Raw genomic sequence first — 20,318 nt, 5'->3', positions numbered from 1 at the left:
CTAACGGGTGTTTATGAACAGTTCACCGCAAAAACTGTCCTGCGAGCGCAGAAAAAACGAATCGAATCGTAGCGACTCGCCGCTGGACTGCCGATTTCCTGCTGTGGCACAGATGGCGACACCCCGTCGGCTGTTGCAGCCCCGGCAACAGTCCTGCCCTGCAAGCTCCATTCATTCCGTATCTCTGCACCGCCACCCGCCTGCTCTGTCCATGCCATAATTCTGCCGCGCTGAATGCGTTTTCTGCGGTCGAGAAATAGGGCCAAAGATCCGTGGGGGCGGGACTTCCGGCAATTGGGGACAGTGGAATGGACCGCAGAATGATCAGTGCTGCCAAAAGGCTTTCGCGCAAAAGTGCCCTGCGTTTCGCAAGGGATGAAGACGGCCATGTCGTCGTCTTCACCGCCATCATGGCGACGCTGATGCTGATGCTGGCCGGGGTCGGGATCGACATCATCAACTTTGAGACCGTGCGCACCAAGCAGCAGCAGACGCTGGACCGCGCCACCCTCGCCGCCGCCTCGCTGACGCAAGAGCTGGATGCCGAAAGCGTGGTGCGTGATTACTTTGCCAAGGCCGACATGACCGATCACCTGCGGCTGGTGCAGTTCCAGCGCACGTTCAACGCCTCGACCGTCCGGGCCGAGGCCGAGATCGAGCTGACGCCGATCTTCATGAACCTCTATGATCTGTCCGACAGCACAAAGCTCGTCGCCCGTGGCGCCTCACAGGCCGAGCAGCGGATCAACAATATCGAAATCATGCTGGTGCTTGACGTGTCCGGCTCGATGGCGGGCACCAAGCTGACCAACCTGAAATCCGCCGCCAGCGAATTCATCGACACGGTGATGTCGCAGGACATCGAAAACCGGGTCTCGATCGGGATCGTGCCCTACAACGGTCAGGTTAACCTGCCGCAGTATCTGCAGACCATGTTCACCTCGCAGGACGACCACCTCGTCGATTACGTCAACTGCTTTGACCTGCCCGGCTCGACCTATGGCAGCCTGACCCTGTCACGGACAACGCCGATGCCGGTGACGGCCCATGCCGACACCTATTCGACCACCTCGACCGGCTATATCGCCCCCACTCATTCCAGTGCGGTGGTGGACATAGGCAACCGCTGGTGCCCGCCGTCGCAAGTCAACGTCATCCGTGCCCCCACCAACGACCGCACGGCGCTGAAAAACCACATCAACGGCCTGACCGCGATCGGCGCAACCTCGATCAACGCCGGGCTGAAATGGGGTGCTGCGCTGCTCGATCCCTCGGCGCGGTCGCTCTATACCGGCATGGTCTCTGCGGGCCAGACACCATCGTATTTCGGCAACCGGCCGTTTGAATACGACGACCGCGAAGCAATGAAGATCATCGTGCTGATGACCGATGGCGAGCATTTCGCCGAAGAGCGGATGAACAGCGGCTTCCGCGTCGGAACCTCGCCGATCTGGCGCGCCACGTCCGGCGGCCTTTACTCGGTCTTTCATCAGGCCCGCGTCAACACCTCGTCCTCCTCCAACATCTGCAACAGCCGCCCGTTCTATGTGCCGCACCTCAACGCCTGGCATTCGCGTCCCTGGAACGGCACCACACCCTCCACCAGCACCTGCTACAGCACGACCGCCACCTATACCGGTGCCACGCAGCAAAGATGGCAGGATCTGTGGGCAAGCGTGCGCGTCTCCTGGGCCGCACAGCAGTTTTACGTCCGCCCGCTGGGCGTGACACAGACCAACCAGATGAACACGATGCGTACCCAGACCCCGATCAACAACATGAACACCCAGCTGCAGCAAGTCTGCACTCTGGCCAAGGCCCGCGAGGTGATGGTCTACGGCATCGCGTTCGAGGCCCCCACCAACGGACGTACCCAGATCGAGCAATGCGCCAGCTCGCCCGCGCATTACTTCAACGCGCAGGGGCTGGAGATCAGCACCGCCTTCCGCTCCATCGCCACCAACATCAGCCAGTTGAAACTGACCCAATGATCCCCCGCATCCGCACCCTCTTCCGCCCCTTCCGCAAGGACGAGCGCGGGCTGGCCTCGGTCGAGTTCGCGCTGTTCTTTCCGCTCTACGTCGGCATGTTCTTCTGGGCCGCCGAAGTGGGCATCCTGATGATCAAATCGGTGATGCTGGACCACGCGCTGGATGTGGCGATGCGCGACCTGCGCCTTGGCCTCAAGGTAAATCCCACGCAGGAAAGCCTGAAGCGCGATATCTGCGCCCGCGCCCGCATTATCGGCAATTGCGAAGACCAGATGATGATCGAGCTGCAGGCGGTCTCGACCCAGACCTGGGCGATGCCGCAAACCCCGGTCACCTGCGTCAACAACGACGAGGAAATCCAGCCCGTCGTCAGCTTCTCACTAGGCCAGCAGCAACAGCTGATGCTGGTGCGGGCCTGCATCGTGGTGCCGGTGTTGTTCCCCCGCATGATCCTGGGCCGTCAGCTGTTTCCCGACAGCACCGGCGGCGTCGGCATCTCGTCCATCTCGTCCTTTGTCAACGAACCGTCCTGAGGCTGGTGACATCATGATGCGCAACCTTCTGCAAATGACCCGCACCGCGCTGCGCCGTTTCAAGCGTGACGAACGCGGTCTGGCAGCGGCCGAGATGCTGATGGTCATGCCGATCTACATGTTCTGCATCTTCGGCACCTTCACCTTCTGGGATGCCTTTGATGTGGTGAACCGCTCGCAAAAGGCCGCCTACTCGGTTTCCGATCTGGTGACCCGCAAACAGGACAACGTGACCGAGGCCTATGTGACCGGCATGTTCAATACGATGCAATACATGATGGGACCGTCGCTGCCGACCAGAACCCGGATCACCTCGGTCTTTTACAGCGAAGCCCGCAACCGGTACGAGGTGCTGTGGTCCCGCGCCAGCACCACGACCATCCCGCGCCTGACCACCGCCACCCTGCCCGGATTGCAAGACCATCTGCCGGTGATGCATGACGGCGACGCGCTGATCGTGGTCGAGGCCAATGTCGATTTTGTTCCCCTCATCGGCCCGGTGGACTGGGTGATGGGCAATGTCGAAGACGGCGTCCTGCGCCATGTCATCGTCACCCGCCCGCGGTTTTTGCCAAAGATCTGCATGCAGGGCGTCGCCTGCGGGTAACCGCGCGCCCTGATCAGAACCTGCGGGTAACCGCGCGCCCTGATCAGAGCCTGCGGCTAACCGCGCGCCTTGATCAGCGCATCCAGCACCTCGGCCATATAGCGCGCCTCGTGCCGGTGGGTCACACCGCCGACGCCCACTGACCGGCCCAGCCGCCACCACAGCCCCGGCGCCCAGCCACGCGGGCCGCCCTGCGTCAGCGACAGCGTGAACCCGCCCGCCGGCTTGAACGCAAACACCCCCCGGTTGACCGCGCGGATCTGATCCACCCGTGCCAGCTCCCGCCCCGCCTGATCGCGCAACACCTCGCGCGTCAGTACCAGCCCCTGAGCCGTCGATTGCCACATCCGCACCGCCAGCCACAGCGCGACCGCACCGAAGCCCAGCAAGAACACCGTCCAGCCCAGCGCATCGGGCGGAAAGGCCAGCGCCAGATAAACCAGCGCACTGCCCAACAGCGCCAGGATCGTCACCCCCACCACCCGCCGGGGCGGCGACGGGCGCAGCTCGGCCAGAACAGCGGTGGCATCAGGGGTCTGGTCAGGCATCATGCGCTCCGGATCTGGCGGACAGGTTACCAGCCCATAAACCAGCCGCCGCCGCAGGGATAGGGGCTTGGCCGCCGCGCCCCCTTGCCCGAGGCGGTGAACCTGCCTAGGGTCGGCGCGATGCGGCCAGCCCTGCCGCCGATGGATCGCCAGATGATGCCCCTTGCCCGCCCGCTCCGCAGCGCCCTGACGCCCCGCGCCACGTTTGTGGCCCTGCTCTGCCTCGGGCTGACCGCCTGCGCGCCCCTGCCCGACATCGCGCAGACCGCTGACGCGCCGCCGCCGGTTCTGGTGCCCTTGGGCGGCATTCTGGCGCAGGCCGATGCGGTGGGCACCAGCGCCGCAGCGGTCGCCCCGGTGACAGCGCGCGCCGACCGCCTGCGCGCCCGCGCCGATCAGCTGCGCAGCCAATAGGCACAACCGGGGTTTTCACCGCCCCCCACCCCTGTCACAGCCGCGCCGCGTTGCCTTGACCCCACAGCCGCGCTAAGACCGCGATCAAAGCACAGCACACCCCAAAAGACGGAGTCCCCCATGCCAGCCCCCCTGCGAATTGGTCTTGCCGGTCTGGGAACCGTCGGCATCGGCGTGGTCAAGATCGTCCAGCGCCATGCCGACCTGATCGCCGCCCGCGCTGGCCGCCCGGTGGTGATCACCGCCGTCTCTGCCCGTGATCCGAAAAAGAACCGCGATGCCGACCTGTCAAACTACCCGTGGGAAACCGATCCGGTGGCCCTCGCCCGCCGCGACGACATCGACGTGTTTGTCGAGGTGATGGGCGGCCATGAGGGCCCGGCCCGTCTGGCCACCGAAGCCGCCATCGCGGCGGGCAAGGATGTGGTCACCGCGAACAAGGCGCTCTTGGCGCATCACGGTCACGACCTGGCCGTCGCCGCCGAAGCGCAGGGCAAGGTGATCCGGTTCGAGGCCGCCGTCGCAGGCGGCATCCCGGTGATCAAGACCCTGACCGAAGGTCTGGCCGGCAACCAGATGCGCCGGGTGATGGGCGTGATGAACGGCACCTGCAACTATATCCTGACCCGGATGCAAGCCGCTGGCCTGCCCTATGAGGTGGTGTTCGAAGAGGCCCGGCAGCTGGGCTATCTGGAGGCCGACCCGAACCTTGATGTCGGCGGCATCGACGCGGGCCACAAACTGTCGCTGCTGGCCGCCATCGCCTTTGGCACCCGCGTCAGCTTTGACAAGGTCGAGCTGGAAGGCATCGGCAATGTCTCGATCGAAGACATCAATCTGGCCGATGACATGGGCTATCACATCAAGCTGCTGGGCGTGGCGCAGATGACCGGGCGGGGCCTCGAACAGCGCATGACGCCCTGCCTTGTCCCCGCCGACAGCCCGCTCGGCCAGTTGCAGGGCGGCACCAATATGGTGGTGCTCGAAGGCGACTCTGTGGGCCAGATCGTGATGCGCGGCGCGGGCGCGGGCGAAGGCCCGACCGCCAGCGCCGTGATGGCCGATGTGATCGACATCGCGCGCGGCACCCGGCTCTCGACCTTTGGCCGCCCTGCCACCTCGCTGGCCGAACCTGTGGCGGCAAAATCAGCGACCCCTGCGCCCTATTACCTGCGCATGACCCTCCTCGACAAACCCGGCGCGCTGGCCAAGATCGCGACCGCTCTGGGCGCGGCCGGCATCTCGATTGACCAGATGCGTCAGCTGAACCAGCCCGGGGCCGCCGATGACAAGGCCACGGTGCTGATCGTCACCCACAAAGCCTCTCCCGCCGATGTGGCCTATGCGCTGGAGCAGTTCGGCACCACCGGCGTCCTGCTCGGCGCGCCCGTGGCGATCCGCATCGAAGAGGTCTGAACTCCCTCAGACCCGCGCCAGCCTCCCCGGCTTTGCCCCCTTGCGACGGGGGGCAAAGGTTAACGACTCCTGAACCCCGCAGGGTCAAGCCTTTGATTTCCCTGCATGCGTCAGGCTGTAACACAGAGGGAACCGACGCCGCGCCGCGCTGATTTCCCGGCCCGGTTAGCGCCATCACGCTTGCCCCAGGGCGATGGGGCAGGCTAAAGGAAGCACGAGCGCATTTCCCAAAAAAGGACAGATCATGCCCGTCGCCCCGCCCAAAGTCGCCGAATTCCAGGACCGCCTGCTGTCCCTCGGCCTCGCCCGCGTCTCCGAGGCCGCCGCGCTGGCCAGCGCCAACCTGATCGGTCGCGGCGACGAGAAAGCCGCCGATCAGGCGGCGGTCAACGCCATGCGCGACCAGCTGAACCTGCTCGACATCAAGGGCGTGGTCGTGATCGGCGAAGGCGAGCGGGACGAAGCCCCGATGCTCTTCATCGGCGAAGAGGTCGGCACCGGACAAGGCCCGGCAGTGGACATCGCCCTCGACCCGCTGGAGGGCACCACCCTCACCGCCAAGGACATGCCCAACGCCCTGACCGTGATCGCGATGGCCCCGCGCGGCTCGCTGCTGCACGCCCCCGACGTGTATATGGAAAAGCTGGCGATCGGCCCCGGCCACCGCCCCGGCACCGTCACCCTCGCCATGACCCCGTCCGAGCGGGTGTCAGCCCTCGCCGCCGCCAAGGGCTGCTCGACCAATGACATCACCGTCTGCGTGCTGGAACGCCCCCGCCACGAAGAGATGATCGCCGAAATCCGCTCCACCGGCGCCGCCATCCGCCTGATCACCGACGGCGACGTGGCCGGTGTCATGCACTGCGCCGAGCCCGACCTGACCGGCATCGACATGTACATGGGTTCCGGCGGTGCGCCCGAAGGCGTGCTGGCAGCCGCCGCGCTGAAATGCATGGGCGGCCAGTTCTTTGGCAAGCTCCTGTTCCGCAACGACGACGAACGCGCCCGCGCCCGCAAGGCCGGGATCGAGAACTTCGACCGCGTCTATACCCGTGACGATCTGGTGCGCGGCGACGTGATCTTTGCCGCCACCGGCGTCACCGACGGCAGCCTGCTGGCCGGCATCAAGCGCGAACCCGGCCACCTGACCACCGAAACCATCCTGATGCGGTCGAAAACCGGCTCGGTCCGCCGCATGATCTATCGCAACCCGATCCGCCGCTGACACCGCAGGGGCGCAGGCCATCCTGCGCCCCCTTTGCATTGCACCTTTCTGAAATACTCCCGCGCGGCGCGCGTCCCCCAGACGCCCCCGCGCGCCACATTTCCGGTTGAAGCCCCGCCCCGCTTGGTGCAGACCCCAGCCATGATCCCACGCGCCTTCCTCAACGTAGACGCCTCCGTTCTCGGTCGCCGCTGGACCGGCCCCGAGACCGAAGAAGAGCGTCTGGCCGAGGCCATGGCGCAACAGACCCGGCTGCCGATGGCGCTGTGTCACACGCTGGTGCGGCGCGGCGTCTTGCCCGCCGATGCCCCGGCTTTCCTTGCGCCCGTGTTGCGCGATCTGCTGCCCGACCCGCTGACCTTGCGCGACATGGCCGCCGCCACCGACCGCTTTCTGCACGCCGTCAAGACGCGGCAGCGCATCGCGGTGTTTGCCGATTACGATGTCGATGGCGGTGCCTCGGCGGCACTCCTGATCATCTGGCTGCGGGCGATGGGGCGTGAAGCCACGCTGTATATCCCCGACCGCATAGACGAGGGCTACGGCCCCAACGTCCCCGCCATGCAGGCACTGGGTGCGGCGCATGACCTGATTATCTGCGTCGATTGTGGCACCCTGTCACACGATCCGATCGCGGCGGCGGGCTGTGATGTGGTGGTGCTGGACCACCACCTCGGCACTGATACCCTGCCCGCAGCGGTGGCAGTGGTGAACCCGAACCGGCAGGACGAGTCGGGCGATCTGGCGCATCTGTGCGCTGCCTCGGTGGTGTTTTTGATGCTGGTCGAGGCCAACCGCCGCCTGCGCGCCGAGGGCGTGCAGGGCCCCGACCTGATGGCGATGCTCGATCTGGTGGCCTTGGCCACCGTCGCCGATGTGGCGCCGCTGATCGGCGTCAATCGCGCTCTGGTGCGGCAGGGCCTGCGGGTGATGGCGCGGCGCGAGCGCGCCGGGCTGGTCGCGCTCGCCGATGTTGCCCGCATGGATCAGGCCCCCACCCCCTATGCGCTTGGCTTTGTGCTGGGGCCACGGGTGAACGCCGGGGGCCGCATCGGTCAGGCCGACCTTGGCGCGCGGCTGCTCGCCACCGACGATCCCCGCGCCGCAGCCAGCATGGCCGCCCGGCTGGATCAGCTGAACGCGGAGCGGCGTGAGATCACCGAGCGCGTCCGCGAAGAGGCGATGGCGCAGGCCGAGGCGCGGGGTCTGGATGCACCGCTGATCTGGGCCGCGTCCGAGGGCTGGCACCCCGGCGTCGTCGGCATCGTTGCCGCCCGGCTGAAAGAGGCGTTCAACCGCCCCGCCATCGTGATCGGGCTGGAGGGCGGGATCGGCAAAGGCTCTGGCCGCTCGGTCGCCGGTGTCGATCTGGGGGCCGCCGTGCAGCGCGTGGCGGCCGAAGGGCTGCTGATCAAGGGCGGCGGACACAAGATGGCCGCAGGCCTGACCGTGGCCCAGGACCGGCTGGACGAGGCGATGGCACGGCTGTCGGACCTTTTGGGCCGTCAGGGCGCGGGCACCGAGGGGCCGCGCGCCCTGCGTATCGACAGCCTGCTGATGCCCTCGGCCTGCACCCCCGGCTTTGTCGAACAGATCGAGGCCGCAGGCCCCTTTGGTCAGGGCGCCCCCGCCCCGCGCTTTGCCTTTGCCGATGTGGCGGTCGTGCCGCGCCGGATCGGCGACAAGCACCTGAAACTGGCGATCTCTGACGGTATGGGCGCGCAGGTCGAGGCGATGGCCTTTGGCGCCTATGACACCCCGCTTGGCCCCGCCATGGACAGCGCCGGCCACCGCCGGTTTCATCTGGCCGGACGGCTGGAGCTGAACCATTGGGGCGGCCGGACCAAGGTGCAACTGCGCCTCGAAGACGCCGCCCCCGCCTCTGGCTGAGCCTTCGCGTTTTTCCTCTTGCGAGTCAGAGACAACGACTCTACATACCCCCCACCGACAGCGTGGCCCGTTCGTCTATCGGTTAGGACACCAGGTTTTCAACCTGGGAAGAGGGGTTCGACTCCCCTACGGGCTGCCACTTCTATCTATAAGATATTGATTACGTTCAGTAATCTACCGCGCAGACTTTTCCTGCCCCGGCTTTCTCATGACAGAATGACGCTTGGCCGCAGCGCTTCAAGCTTTTACGAGGGAGCAGAGGCGCGGAGGCCATTGCTGGCCCGTCGCCAGACCCACCGGTTTTAAGCCTTTGAGCTGGCACAAAGCTCCGGCTGCCACCATCATCACAAGAGCCTGACTCTGCCCCTTGTCAATTCCCGATTCTTTTTGTAGGAAATCGCCAGTCCAGCCCGTTGCCAGATGTTCACCCGCAAGAGGAACACTGGCATGACCCGATTTTCCGACACTTTCCTTGCCACCGATCGGCTGACCCGCGCCATGTGTGGCGGGCTGCATCCTGACTTTCGCGCCGCGATCGAGGCACAGTCGCGGTTTCCCGCCCGCCGGGCGGGGCCGTTTGGCGGGCAGACCTTTGGTCTGGGGCCGTCCACCGAACACATCCGCCCGTTTCCCGCCAGACCCGACGACGAAAGGCAGGTGGGATGATGCAGGCGCATAAACCCACGCCCGACGCCTTTCCCCTCGACCGGCTGCAGCTTGATGACACGGCAAAGGGGGTTCTGGCGATCACACGGCATTTCCTGACCAGCTTTGGTGACCCCGAAACCCAGTCCTGGCAAATGGCCTTTGCAACCGCCGCAGAGCGCTGGAATGACCGGGACGGGCCGCAGATGGCGATGCGCATTCTGACGGTGGTTCAGGCCATGCGTCGCGCCCGGCCGTCGGCCTTCCGCTTTGGCAATCCGCTTTGCCTGACCTGTCGCGGCTGGGTCACCCCGGAAGAGGCCGATCTGATGGGCCTGATCCAGTCGATGCGCCGCGACCGGGCCGACGTGGCGCGGGGGCATGTGGCTGCCCTGACCCTTGGCCGCATGGACCCGGATCTGATCCGTTGCGCTCTGGCGCTGGCCAAAGGTCTGGGGCCGGTCACCGCCACCGCCCCCCGCGCCAGACCGCAACGCCCCACCCACCGCGAGGCGGCGTTGCTGCATTAGCCCCGGTCAGACCGACATTTTGATGACGACACCCATACTGCTGACCCGTTTTAGCCAAAACCATTCCCCTGCCCTTTTACAGACCAACAGGCGGTCACCGCCTGCACCCGGCCAGCCCATTCGCCAGCAACCCGCAAAAAAACAACGAATGGGACACATCATGGCACCACCCCGCATGCGCGGCCTGCTTTTGCGCAGTTCAGCCGCGCTATTTCTGACACTCCCCCTGTCCGCACCGGCGCTGGCCCAGAGCACGCCTACGCAGACCAGCGATGTCATCGCGCTGGACCCGATCACCGTCTTTGCTGACCGGATCGGCCGCACCTTGCGCAAGATTCAAGGTAATATCACCGTCGTCGACGGTCAGGAGCTGCGCGCGCGCAACGTACAGTCGCTGGAAGACCTGCTGCGCCATGTGCCGGGGGTGACGGCGGCGCGTCAGGTGTCGGGCGCTGACCCGTTTGGCGGGCAAACCGGCGTCCGCATCCGCGGGGTCGAGGGCAACCGGGTGCAGATGGTGGTCGATGGCGGCCGCATTCCCGAGCGCATCATCGACGGCTCACGCGACTATCTGGACCTGAGCTTTACCAGACAGGCCGACATCGTGCGCGGGCCGTCCTCGGTGCTTTGGGGGGCCGATGCGCTTGGCGGGCTTCTGGCGCTGGAAACCATCGGGCCGGAGGATCTGATTGCCGAAGGCGACACCCGTGGCGGGCAGGTCACGCTTGGCTATGGCCAGCTGACAAATTCGACCAATGTGGCCGTGGCTTTTGCGCAGAAATTCGGCCCGGATCTGGCGCTGATGGTGGGGCGGTCGCGTACGGTTGACCACGAGATGCGGCTGAAAAATGCCCGCGCCGATGGCGGCATTTATGGCTGTTCGCGCCCCGTAGCCTATGGCGGCGTGACCTGCGGCCAGTTCAACCCGCTGGACCGTACCTCTGACCGGACGCTGGTGAAACTGGACTGGGCGGTCAGTGACAGCCAGAAGCTGGGGTTCAGCTTTGATCATCTGGACCGGCTGTCCGAGACCGACAACCGCCTGACGCTGGGCCCTGCGACGGGGGGTGCCACTGTCATCGACAACCCGCGCACCCGCGACATTTCCCGCACCCGTTATGCGCTGGACTATGAAGGGACATTCGCGGGACCGGTCAATGAGGTCCGGGCCACGCTGGGCTGGACCCCCTCGGGTTACACCCAGCAGGCGCTGCTGGTGCAGCGCACCGCCGCGAACCAGACCACCCGCCAGATCGACTATGTCGACTACAGCGAAGACTTCCTTGAACTCGACCTGCAGGCGACATCGCGGTTTTCGCTGGGATCAAGTGATCACGTCCTGACCTTTGGCTTTGACGGCGACCGCGCCAAAACCAGCTATGACCGCCGCCGCGTTCTGACCAATGTGACCACAGGCGAGACTGTGGCCAGTGTGCCCAGCGGTTTCAACTTTACCGATGGCACCACCCGCCGCGCCGATCTGTTCCTGCAAGACCAGATCACCCTGCTGGATGGCAAGCTGGAGCTGACCCCCGGTCTGCGCTTTGCGACCTATCGGATGGACCCGACGCTGAACGACTCCGTCGTCGCCCACCCGTCGAACCCGACCACCACACGCAAGGAACGCAAACTGCTCGGCTCGCTGGGGGCGACCTATCATCTGAGCGACACCTATTCGGTCTGGGCGCATTACGGCGAAGGCTTCAAGCTGCCGACATTCCAGCAGCTTTACACCTCGTCCACCTCTGGCTCGTTCGATCTGGTGCCTGCGCCGGGGCTGTTGCCCGAAGAGGTCAATAGCGTTGAGATCGGTCTGCGCGGCGAATACGACCGGGGCTTTTTCGCGGTGAATGCGTTTCAGGCCGAGTACAGGAATTTCATCGAAAGCTTCTACTTCGTCCCCGGAACCAATGACATCACCTATCGCAATATCTCGGCGGTCAAGACCTGGGGGGTGGAGCTTGAGGCGGGTTATGACCTGACCGATCAGCTGAAGCTGACCGGCTCGCTGGCCTGGATGGATGGCAAGGCAAAAGCCACGCCACAGGCGGACCGGACCCAGCATCTGGTGCCACCGCTGACCGCTGTGATGGGGATCAGCTATGAGGTGCCCGACCACGACCTGACCCTGCGGGCGACCACGACGCTGGCGCGCAAGGGCAAGCCCACCATCGACGCCAACTTCACCCCGCCGGGCTATGGCGTGCTGGATCTGGGCGCAAGCTGGGGTGTGGCCGAAAACGCGGTGCTGAACCTGACGGTCAACAACGTGCTGAACAAGCGCTACTTTGACATGGCGACCGCCGGCCTTTCACGTGCCCCCACTGTGGCCACCGCAAACACCGTCCCGCTGGAGCTCTACACCGGGCCTGCCCGCACTGTCGCGCTGACGCTGGATTACAGGTTCTGACCCATCCCCTGTTGTCACACCAAAACCGGGCGTCGCTGCACAGGGGTGCAGCGGCGTTTCTCAAGGAAACGGGGCGCGTATGTTTGCCGGACTGAAACCAACTCTTGCCCGCGCAGGCCGTCTGGCCCGCCTGACTGCTACTGGCCCGGGCGCTTGGCAGGGCTTTGCGCTTTACGCCGTTGTGCTGGGACTGAATTTTGTCGGGGTCTGGGTCGCCGTTCAGCTGATCGCCTGGAACAAGGCGTTTTACGACGCACTGGAGCAGATGAATGCCGCTGCGGCCCTGCGGCAGGTGGGCGTGTTCTTTGCGCTGATTGCCCTGTCGGCGGGCAGTTGGCTGCTGGCCGACTGGCTGCGCAAAAAGCTGCTGATCCTGTGGCGTGCGCGGCTGACCGGGCGGGCGCTGGATCTGTGGATCGGCAATCGCGCCTATTGGCTGATGCGCCCCGGCTATAGCGCCGCGCCGGTCGAAAACCCCGATCAGCGGGTGGCCGAAGATTGCCGCCTGTTCGTCGACCGCCTGCTGGAATTCACGCTGGATCTGATCTCGGAACTGGTGTCGCTGGTGTCTTTCGTGGCGATCTTGTGGGCGCTGTCCGGCTTTGCCCTCAGCTTCACCGCCTTTGGCATCGGGATCGAGATCCCGCGCTATATGTTCTGGCTTGCCCCGGTTTATGTCGCGGCTTCAACCGTGATCACGCATCTGCTGGGCCGCCCCCTGAAAGGGCATTACTTCACCCGCGAACGCGCCGAGGCCGATTTCCGCCATGCGCTGATCCAGTTGCGCGACCGCGCCGACATGGTCGCGCAATCGGGGGGCGAGGCGGCCGAGCGCAGGCGGCTGGACAGCCGCTTTGCAGCGGTGGCGGCAAACTGGCACCGGCTGATCCGGGCCGAGCTGGTGCAGGGCCTGTTTGGCCGCCCCTACATGCAGACGGTGTTGCGGATGCCGACGTTTTTCGCCCTGCCCGCCTATTTCGCGGCGGCGATCACTCTGGGCGGGCTGATGCAGCTGGCATCGGCTTTTTCCAATGTGACGACCACGCTGTCGTGGTTCATCTTCTCTTATCGCAAGCTGGCAGAATTTGTGGCGGTCTGTGAGCGGCTTGACGGTTTGGTGCAGGCGACCACCACCCTGTCACCGCTGCCCGCCGCGCCGCGCAACATCCGGCGTGACGTGGCCGAAGATGGCGCGCTGCGCCTGTCCGCCCTGCGCCTTGCCACGCCCGAGGGTCGCTGGCTGGATGTCGTGCCCGACCGGGTGATCCGCCCCGGCCGGGTGTTTCTGATCACCGGGGCCTCGGGTCAGGGCAAGACCACGCTCTTGGCCGCCATTGCCGGGTTGTGGCCCTGGGGCGAAGGCCGGATCGTGCGCCCGGCGGGGCGGTTCCTGTTCCTGCCCGCGGGTGCGCCGGTGCTGGGCGACGGGCTGATGGCCGCCGCCTGCCACCCACTGGATCCGGCCACGCTGGATCCCTCCCGCGTCATCGCGGTGTTGTCCCGGCTTGGCCTGAGCCACCGCCTTGCCTCTGGTGAGGGAGAGACCGGGCTGGCCGGGCTGTCGATGGGGGAACGCCAGCGGCTTGGCCTTGCCCGCGCCGTTCTGAACGCCCCCGACTGGCTATTGATGGACGAGGCCACATCGGCGCTTGATCTTGCTGCCGAAGCCGATCTGCTGAGCTGGCTGCGTGCGGAGTTGCCAGACACCACCCTCGTTCTTGTCGCCCACCGCATTCCGTCTGTTCTGAAAGCGGATGACACCCTGCACATCGGCCCCACTGATCCGGAAAGGAAACTGGCATGACCGCCCTGCACCCCGCCCCCCTCACCCCGCCGGACCTGCCGCCGCTGGAGCGGCTGGTCGGGGCTGCCCCCGGCCGGGTTCTGGAACGCCTGCCCCGGATGGGGCGGGTGATGGTGATCGCCAAAACCGGCGGGGCCACGCATGAACGGATCGGCGTGGTTCAGGCCGTGACGCCCGAGGCGGGGCGGCTGCGCCTGTCAGGCGCGTGCCATGCGGCGACGATTGATCCGGCCCCGGTGGCGCAGATCCTGATCGACCGCCGCTCGGTGATGCAGGGCAACGCCTATCCCCGCCTGACGTTTCTGGACAATTCCGGCGCGGTGATCGCCGCCGTCGTCAGCATGGAAGGAGGCGCGCCGATGGAGGCCGCCCTGACCGGCTTTGCCCGCCTTGCCGTTGTGCCCGAACCGTCGGACCCACCCACCGCTGCATCAGAGACCCCTGCCGAACAGGATGCAGGCTTTGTCCTGTTGAGTGCTCTGGCTGAATCAGCCTTGCCTGTAACCATTGCCGTTGACCAAACGGGCTTCACCCAAAGCTGGCAGGGGCGTATCGAAACCGTCAGGCCCGCGATGGGGTTCATCAACGTGATGACCCCCGATTTCCACCTGCACCTCAGGGCCGGTGCCGTCGCCGGCTGGCAGATCGTGGAGGGCCGGCATATCGCGCTGAACGCTCTGGGCCAGCCGACCGGGCTGACCATCACACCGGAGGCAGGCGCATGAGCCAGCCCCTCTGGACAGTCGGCGGCAGCGCCATCACCCACCCTGCCCTGATGGCGCGCCTTGCCGCCTCTGACGCGGTGCTGCTGGGCGAGCGGCATGACCGTGCCGATCATCATCGCTGGCAGCTTTACGTGGCTGCCGGGCTGCTGGCGCACCGCCCCATCGTGATGGGGTTCGAGATGTTTCCCGCCCGCGCTGACCCGGTGCTGGCACAATGGGTGACCGGTGCGCTGTCCGAGCCTGAGTTTCTGGAACAGGTGGGCTGGGCCACGGTCTGGGGCTTTCCGCCCGAGCTATACCTGCCGCTGTTCCGGTTTTGCCGGGACATGCGGGTGCCGATGGTCGGGCTGAACGTGGCGCGCGATCTGGTGCGCGCGACCGGCGCACAGGGCTGGGACGCGGTGCCGGAGGCGCTGAAAGAGGGCCTGAGCGCGCCCCGCCCCTCGCCCGACGCCTATCGCCGCTTTGTGTTTGAGCTGACCGGCGGGCCGCGCCCAGACCGCGTGGCAACCTCTGCCGCCGACCCGGCGTTTGACCGGTTCATCCGCGCGCAAGAGGTCTGGGACCGCGCCTTTGCGATCCGGCTGCAAAACGCCACCCGCCTGCCCGGCGCACCGCTGGCGGTTGGCATCATCGGCATGGGGCATCTGCAGTTTGGTGGCGGGGTGCCGTGGCAGATGGCCGATCTGGGCCTGAAAAACGTGCAGGTGCTGATCCCCCAGGACGCCGGAACCGCGTATGCCGAGGGGGCCGCCGATGCCGTCTGCACCCTTCCCGCCGGATCAGAGGGGCTTGCATGACCGTCGCCACCCCGATCCGGCCAAAGCTGACAATGACCCTAGGCCATGTCGCGCATGTGCTTGACCTGTCGCCGAATTTCCGGCGCCTGCGCCTGACCGGCGATTTCCGGCGGTTTCTGACCGGGGGGCTGCATTTCCGGTTCATGATCGGGCCCGAAGGTGCCGGTCTGCCGGTTGAGACTGAAGCCGGGCTCGACTGGCCCGGCGGGCCGGAGGCGTGGCACCGCCCGCCCTATACCGTGCGTGCGATGGATCCGCTGGGAAGCTGGATCGACATTGACATCTTTCTGCATGACGGCGGCAGGGTCACCAACTGGTCGGCCGGGTTGAAACCGGGTGATCCCGTGGGCCTGACCGGGCCGGGGGGCGGCGGCACAAGTGCTGCCGATTGGGTCGGGCTGGTGGGCGATGAAACCGCCGTTCCCGTCATCATGCGGATGATTCAGGCTTTGCCCGCAACCGCTTGCGGGCAGGCCTTCATTTGCGTGCCAGATCCCGGCGATGTGCAGCAAGTGGCGCTGCCCCACCGGCTGCGGCTGGTCTGGATCATCGGCGCATCGGTGCAGCCCGTCACTTTGCTCGACAGGCTGGTGCTGCCCCCCTCCCGCCGGTTCGTGTTTTTCGCGGCCGATAAAGCGCAGGCCGAGGCGGCACGGCTCTGGATGACCCGGGCAGGCTTGAGCAAGGAAGAAAGCCGCGCCGCAGCCTACTGGGCCAGATGATCACGCCGCAACGGCCCACGCCGCGGGGCCGGTCAGGCAGGGGCGCTGGCCTCGGGCAGGTCTTCAACATTCCAGCTCAGGCCCGAAAAACCTTCACGATGGGCAAAGGTCACCAGATGCACATCAATGGCAAACCGCGCCTGAATCAGCCCCTTCATATCGTCAGCTGTCACCCGGATGGTCAGCCCGTCCGTGTCGGCCACAAATGTCGCCGGGCCGGTCATCAGCGCGGCGGTGCCTTGCGACTCGTCAAAGCTCACCGCCACCTTATGCGCAAAGTGATTGCACAGCTGTTGCAGGTATTTCGAGCCGTTTTCCGTTGCATAGCGGGCGGTTGAGGCGATCATGTGCAATTCCCTACTGTTTTACACGGAATATCCGCTGGAATCCGCCAAGACAAGGCGGTAACAGGGCGCAAACCGCGTGAAGCCAGATCATCAGCCACACGCCAAAGCCTCAGGAGCTGCTGATGATCCGTGCCCCGTTTTTCGGCCTGCTGGCCGCACTTCCGTTTGCCGTCACTATGGCACATGCCGAGCCGGTGACGATCCTGACCGCGCAGGGCGAGGTCTCGGTCCCCGCTGGTCCGGCAAAGATTGCCGTGTTCGACATTGCCGCCATCGACACCCTGACCGCGCTTGGCGTGACCCCGGATGGCACCCCGGACAAGCTGTATGTGGACTATCTGTCCGATGTGCCGGTCAACCCGATGGGCACCTTGTTCGAGCCGGATCTGGAGGCGCTTGCCGGGTTGGCGCCCGATCTGATCATCGTGGGCGGGCGGTCATCGACGCAGGTGGATGCGCTGTCGCCGATTGCGCCCACCATCGACATGACGATCTGGGAAGACATCCCCACCGAGGCGCGGCAGCGGATCGAGGCTTATGGCACCCTGTTCGGCAAGACCGAACAGGCGGCAGAGCTGCTGGCAAGCTATGACGCGACCCTGACTGCCGCCAAGGCCGCCGTGGCGGGCAAGGGCACCGCGCTGATCCTGCAGACCAACGGACCCAAGGTCTCGGCCTATGGCAAGGGCTCGCGATTTGGCTGGCTGCACACCGCGCTTGATTTGCCCGAAGCCTACGCGAACCTGAACCCCGACACCCATGGCGATGCGGTCTCGTTCGAATTCATCGCGCAGGCCAACCCTGACTGGCTGATCGTGGTGGACCGCGCTGCCGCCATTGGCGAGACGGCTTCCGCGCAGGCCACGCTGGATAATCCGTTGGTTGCGGGAACTACGGCAGGGCAAAAGGGCCAGATCCTCTATCTGTCCTCGGGTCCGGTCTACATCGCGGGTGGCGGCTACACCTCGATCACCACCACCCTGTCGGAACTGACCGCCGCGTTCTCCAAATAGCCCAAAGACCTGCCCAGCCATGCGCCCGGCCCTTGCCCTGACCCTCGCGCTTTTGCCGCTGTCCGCCGCCAGCCTGTTGATCGGGGCGGCGGATATGGATCTGGCCACCCTTGGCACCGACCCGCAGGCCGCGTTGATCCTGACCGTGTCGCGCCTGCCGCGCACGCTGGCGGTGATCCTGACCGGGGCGGCGCTGGCCATTGCCGGGGTGGTGATGCAGCAGCTGGTGCGCAACCGCTTTGTCGAGCCGGGCACCACCGGCACGGCGGAAAGTGCGGCGCTGGGGTTGCTGGCGGTCACGCTGATCGCGCCCGCTGCGCCGATCTGGATCAAGATGGTTGCCGCCAGCCTTGCCGCCATGGCCGGGACCGCGCTGTTCCTGCGGCTGATCCGCCGCCTGCCCGCGCGCGAGGTGCTGCTGGTGCCGCTGGTCGGCATTGTGTTGTCCACGATTCTGGGCGCGATGGTCACCTTTATCGGCTGGCAGACCGATCTGTTGCAGATGATCAGCATCTGGCTGTTCACCGGCGAATTTTCCGGCGTGATCGCCGGGCGGTATGAGCTGTTGTGGATCGCCGCCGCCGCAGCGGCCCTCGCATGGTTTGCCGCCGACCGCTTTGCCATTCTGGGGCTGGGGCAGGAAACCGCCACCGGGCTGGGGCTGAACCCCGATGCAGTGATGCGGCTGGGGCTGGTGGTGGTGGCGGTAGTGACCGCGCTGGTGATCGTGACCGTCGGCATGATCCCCTTCATCGGGCTGGTCGTGCCCAATATCGTCGCGCGCAGCATGGGCGACAACCTGCGGGCCACCCTGCCCGTCACGGCGGCGGGCGGGGCGGCGCTGGTACTGGTCTGCGACATCACCGGGCGGCTGGTGCGCTATCCCTATGAGGTGCCGGTGGGCACGGTGCTGGGGGTGGTCGGCAGCCTGCTGTTCCTGTGGCTCTTGTACCGCGAGCCTGCGCGTGGATAGACGCTTCACCCTATTGTCACTGGCACTGACCGCTGCCTGCGCCGCCTATCTGTTCTGGGGGCTGGGCGCGAGCTGGCAGTTTGTGCTGTCGCTGCGCACGGGCAAACTGGCCGGAATGCTGCTGGTAGGGGCGGCGGTCGCGGTGGCGACGGTGCTGTTTCAGACCGTCAGCCGCAACCGGATTCTGACGCCGCAGATCATGGGGTTTGATGCGCTCTATATCCTGATGCAGACCGCTCTGGTCGCCAGCCTTGGCCTGAGCGGCTTTGCCGGTCTGGCCGCGCCGGTCAAGTTCACGGTCGAGGTGGTGATCATGATCGCCGCCTCGCTGGTGCTGTTTGGCACCTTGCTGGGCCGCGCCGGGCAGGATGTGGCGCGGCTGATCCTGACCGGGGTTATCCTGGGTGTGCTGTTCCGCTCGGCCGCCGGGTTTCTGGCGCGGCTGCTGGACCCCAACGCCTTTGCCGTGGTGCAATACGCCAGCTTTGCCAGCTTTGCGCGGGTGAATACCGATCTGCTGCCGATCGCGGCCCTGCTGACCTGTGGCGCGATCGGGCTGGCGCTGTGGGTAGCGCCACGTCTGGATGTGCTGGCGCTTGGCCGCCCCATCGCCATCTCGCTGGGTCTGGCGCATGACCGGCTGATGCTGCTGGCACTGGCGCTTGTCGCGGTGCTCGTCTCTGTCGCGACGGCACTGGTCGGGCCGATTGCGTTCTTCGGGCTGATCGTCGCGGGGCTGGCGCATGAAGCGGCAGGCACCCATCGCCATGCCCGGCTGTTGCCCATGGCGATGCTGATCGCCGGTATCCTGCTGGTCGGCGGGCAGACGCTGTTCGAACGCGCACTTGGCCTGCAATCCACGCTGTCGGTGGTGATCGAGTTCGTCGGCGGGCTGTTTTTCCTGTGGCTGCTGCTAAGGGGGCGCATCAGATGATCGAGGTTCAGGGCGTCAGCCACCAGATTGGCAAGACGCCAATCCTGTCAGACATCACGCTGCGCCTGCCCAAGGGCAAGCTGACCGCGCTGATCGGGCCGAACGGCGCGGGCAAATCCACCCTGTTGTCGCTTACGGGTCGGCTGATGGCATTGCAGGCGGGCCAGATCCGCGTTGACGGGTCCGACATCGGCACCACCGATACCCGCGCTCTAGCCAAACAAATGGCGATCCTGTCGCAATCCAACCCCTTGGGCAGCCGGTTGCGGGTGCGCGAGCTGGTCAGCTTTGGCCGCTGGCCGCATCATCAGGGCAGGCCCGGCCCGAGGGATGCAGAACTGGTCAAGCAGGCACTGGAAGATATGGACCTTACCGCGCTGGCCGACCGCTTTCTTGATGCCCTGTCGGGCGGGCAGCGGCAGCGCTCCTTTATCGCGATGACGCTGGCGCAGGGGGCGGACTGGCTGTTGCTGGATGAACCCCTCGCCGCGCTCGACATGGCGCATGCGCGCGGCGTGATGGCGCGGCTGGCGGGATTGCGCGATGCGGGGCGCAGCATTGTGGTGGTGCTGCATGACATCAACCATGCGGCGGTCTGGGCCGATCATATCGTTGCGATGAAATCCGGGCGCATCGCGGCTGAGGGCCCGCCGGCGCAGGTCTGCACTGCCGAAGTGCTGGGGGCGATCTATGACATGGACCTGCAGGTGATGCAGGTTGAGGGTAAGCCGCTGGTGCTGCATCATCTGTGACCAGCTGGAAAGGTGACGGGTGGCAAGGTCAAGGCTGAC

At 65.8% G+C, this 20,318-nt stretch carries 20 protein-coding genes and 1 tRNA gene; 19 read left to right on the top strand and 2 right to left on the bottom strand.

Translation table 11 applies throughout. The features are described from left to right. Window positions 1-308: 308 nt before the first annotated feature. The 3 genes from J2X53_RS03975 to J2X53_RS03965 are packed head-to-tail and all read left to right on the top strand — an operon-like array spanning window position 309 to window position 3,131. Window positions 309-1,991, top strand: a complete 1,683-nt coding sequence (locus J2X53_RS03975) for a TadE/TadG family type IV pilus assembly protein (RefSeq protein WP_349036152.1) — start codon at window positions 309-311, stop codon at window positions 1,989-1,991. Next, complete coding sequence (locus J2X53_RS03970) at window positions 1,988-2,524, top strand: TadE/TadG family type IV pilus assembly protein (protein WP_349036151.1); 537 nt, start codon at window positions 1,988-1,990, stop codon at window positions 2,522-2,524. Before J2X53_RS03975 ends, J2X53_RS03970 begins: the two co-directional genes overlap by 4 nt. 13 nt (window positions 2,525-2,537) lie before the next feature. Beyond that, entirely contained in the window at window positions 2,538-3,131 is a 594-nt protein-coding gene (locus tag J2X53_RS03965) for a TadE/TadG family type IV pilus assembly protein (protein ID WP_349036150.1), read from the top strand. A 56-nt stretch (window positions 3,132-3,187) separates the two neighbouring features. Here the strand turns inward: J2X53_RS03965 and J2X53_RS03960 are convergent, their stop codons facing one another. Continuing rightward, window positions 3,188-3,679, bottom strand: coding sequence for a hypothetical protein (locus J2X53_RS03960; RefSeq protein WP_349036149.1), 492 nt, complete (start codon window positions 3,677-3,679; stop codon window positions 3,188-3,190). A 96-nt stretch (window positions 3,680-3,775) separates the two neighbouring features. Here J2X53_RS03960 and J2X53_RS03955 point away from each other — a divergent pair, with 96 nt between their 5' ends. From J2X53_RS03955 to J2X53_RS03900, 12 genes are all read left to right on the top strand, one after another. After that, window positions 3,776-4,093: a hypothetical protein gene (locus tag J2X53_RS03955; RefSeq protein ID WP_349036148.1), complete on the top strand. Its 318-nt coding sequence runs from the start codon at window positions 3,776-3,778 to the stop codon at window positions 4,091-4,093. A 120-nt stretch (window positions 4,094-4,213) separates the two neighbouring features. Next, the gene (locus tag J2X53_RS03950; RefSeq protein WP_349036147.1) at window positions 4,214-5,509 is read left to right on the top strand and encodes a homoserine dehydrogenase; all 1,296 of its coding nucleotides are present in this window, start codon (window positions 4,214-4,216) and stop codon (window positions 5,507-5,509) included. Window positions 5,510-5,753: 244 nt separating this feature from the next. Beyond that, window positions 5,754-6,734: a class II fructose-bisphosphatase gene (gene glpX, locus J2X53_RS03945; protein WP_349036146.1), complete on the top strand. Its 981-nt coding sequence runs from the start codon at window positions 5,754-5,756 to the stop codon at window positions 6,732-6,734. 141 nt (window positions 6,735-6,875) lie between these two features. Further along, a complete protein-coding gene (recJ, locus tag J2X53_RS03940; protein WP_349036145.1) occupies window positions 6,876-8,624 on the top strand; it encodes a single-stranded-DNA-specific exonuclease RecJ in 1,749 nt (582 codons plus the stop codon). Window positions 8,625-8,688: 64 nt separating this feature from the next. Continuing rightward, window positions 8,689-8,763: transfer RNA gene (locus tag J2X53_RS03935), tRNA-Glu, on the top strand. A 308-nt stretch (window positions 8,764-9,071) separates the two neighbouring features. After that, window positions 9,072-9,290 carry a hypothetical protein gene (locus J2X53_RS03930; protein ID WP_349036144.1) on the top strand — a complete coding sequence of 73 codons (219 nt, stop codon included), beginning with the start codon at window positions 9,072-9,074 and terminating at the stop codon, window positions 9,288-9,290. Further along, a complete protein-coding gene (locus tag J2X53_RS03925; RefSeq protein WP_349036143.1) occupies window positions 9,290-9,799 on the top strand; it encodes a hypothetical protein in 510 nt (169 codons plus the stop codon). Before J2X53_RS03930 ends, J2X53_RS03925 begins: the two co-directional genes overlap by 1 nt. A gap of 160 nt (window positions 9,800-9,959) precedes the next feature. Next, window positions 9,960-12,209, top strand: a complete 2,250-nt coding sequence (locus J2X53_RS03920) for a TonB-dependent hemoglobin/transferrin/lactoferrin family receptor (protein WP_349036142.1) — start codon at window positions 9,960-9,962, stop codon at window positions 12,207-12,209. Window positions 12,210-12,288: 79 nt separating this feature from the next. Beyond that, window positions 12,289-14,013 carry an SbmA/BacA-like family transporter gene (locus tag J2X53_RS03915; RefSeq protein ID WP_349036141.1) on the top strand — a complete coding sequence of 575 codons (1,725 nt, stop codon included), beginning with the start codon at window positions 12,289-12,291 and terminating at the stop codon, window positions 14,011-14,013. Further along, window positions 14,010-14,738, top strand: a complete 729-nt coding sequence (locus J2X53_RS03910; RefSeq protein ID WP_349036140.1) for a hypothetical protein — start codon at window positions 14,010-14,012, stop codon at window positions 14,736-14,738. Before J2X53_RS03915 ends, J2X53_RS03910 begins: the two co-directional genes overlap by 4 nt. Then, the gene (locus tag J2X53_RS03905) at window positions 14,735-15,538 is read left to right on the top strand and encodes a ChaN family lipoprotein (RefSeq protein WP_349036139.1); all 804 of its coding nucleotides are present in this window, start codon (window positions 14,735-14,737) and stop codon (window positions 15,536-15,538) included. The genes J2X53_RS03910 and J2X53_RS03905 overlap by 4 nt, the downstream gene beginning before the upstream one ends. Then, window positions 15,535-16,260 (top strand): siderophore-interacting protein, encoded by a 726-nt coding sequence (locus tag J2X53_RS03900; protein WP_349036138.1) that lies wholly within the window; start codon window positions 15,535-15,537, stop codon window positions 16,258-16,260. The genes J2X53_RS03905 and J2X53_RS03900 overlap by 4 nt, the downstream gene beginning before the upstream one ends. A gap of 32 nt (window positions 16,261-16,292) precedes the next feature. Here the strand turns inward: J2X53_RS03900 and J2X53_RS03895 are convergent, their stop codons facing one another. After that, window positions 16,293-16,604, bottom strand: coding sequence for a DUF2218 domain-containing protein (locus J2X53_RS03895; RefSeq protein WP_349036305.1), 312 nt, complete (start codon window positions 16,602-16,604; stop codon window positions 16,293-16,295). Window positions 16,605-16,729: 125 nt separating this feature from the next. Here J2X53_RS03895 and J2X53_RS03890 point away from each other — a divergent pair, with 125 nt between their 5' ends. Genes J2X53_RS03890 through J2X53_RS03875 form a run of 4 tightly spaced genes read left to right on the top strand, consistent with a single transcriptional unit; the run spans window position 16,730 to window position 20,279 of the window. After that, window positions 16,730-17,620, top strand: a complete 891-nt coding sequence (locus J2X53_RS03890; RefSeq protein ID WP_349036137.1) for a siderophore ABC transporter substrate-binding protein — start codon at window positions 16,730-16,732, stop codon at window positions 17,618-17,620. A 19-nt stretch (window positions 17,621-17,639) separates the two neighbouring features. Continuing rightward, window positions 17,640-18,593: an iron chelate uptake ABC transporter family permease subunit gene (locus J2X53_RS03885; RefSeq protein ID WP_349036136.1), complete on the top strand. Its 954-nt coding sequence runs from the start codon at window positions 17,640-17,642 to the stop codon at window positions 18,591-18,593. Then, window positions 18,586-19,527, top strand: a complete 942-nt coding sequence (locus J2X53_RS03880; RefSeq protein ID WP_349036135.1) for an iron chelate uptake ABC transporter family permease subunit — start codon at window positions 18,586-18,588, stop codon at window positions 19,525-19,527. Before J2X53_RS03885 ends, J2X53_RS03880 begins: the two co-directional genes overlap by 8 nt. Further along, complete coding sequence (locus J2X53_RS03875) at window positions 19,524-20,279, top strand: ATP-binding cassette domain-containing protein (RefSeq protein ID WP_349036134.1); 756 nt, start codon at window positions 19,524-19,526, stop codon at window positions 20,277-20,279. The genes J2X53_RS03880 and J2X53_RS03875 overlap by 4 nt, the downstream gene beginning before the upstream one ends. Window positions 20,280-20,318: the final 39 nt, after the last annotated feature.

It is taken from the genome of Pseudotabrizicola sp. 4114, assembly GCF_031457365.1.
In the GTDB taxonomy this organism is placed as follows: domain Bacteria; phylum Pseudomonadota; class Alphaproteobacteria; order Rhodobacterales; family Rhodobacteraceae; genus Pseudotabrizicola.
Note: the sequence above shows the minus strand (reverse complement) of the source record. Positions and strands in the feature narration are given on the sequence as shown.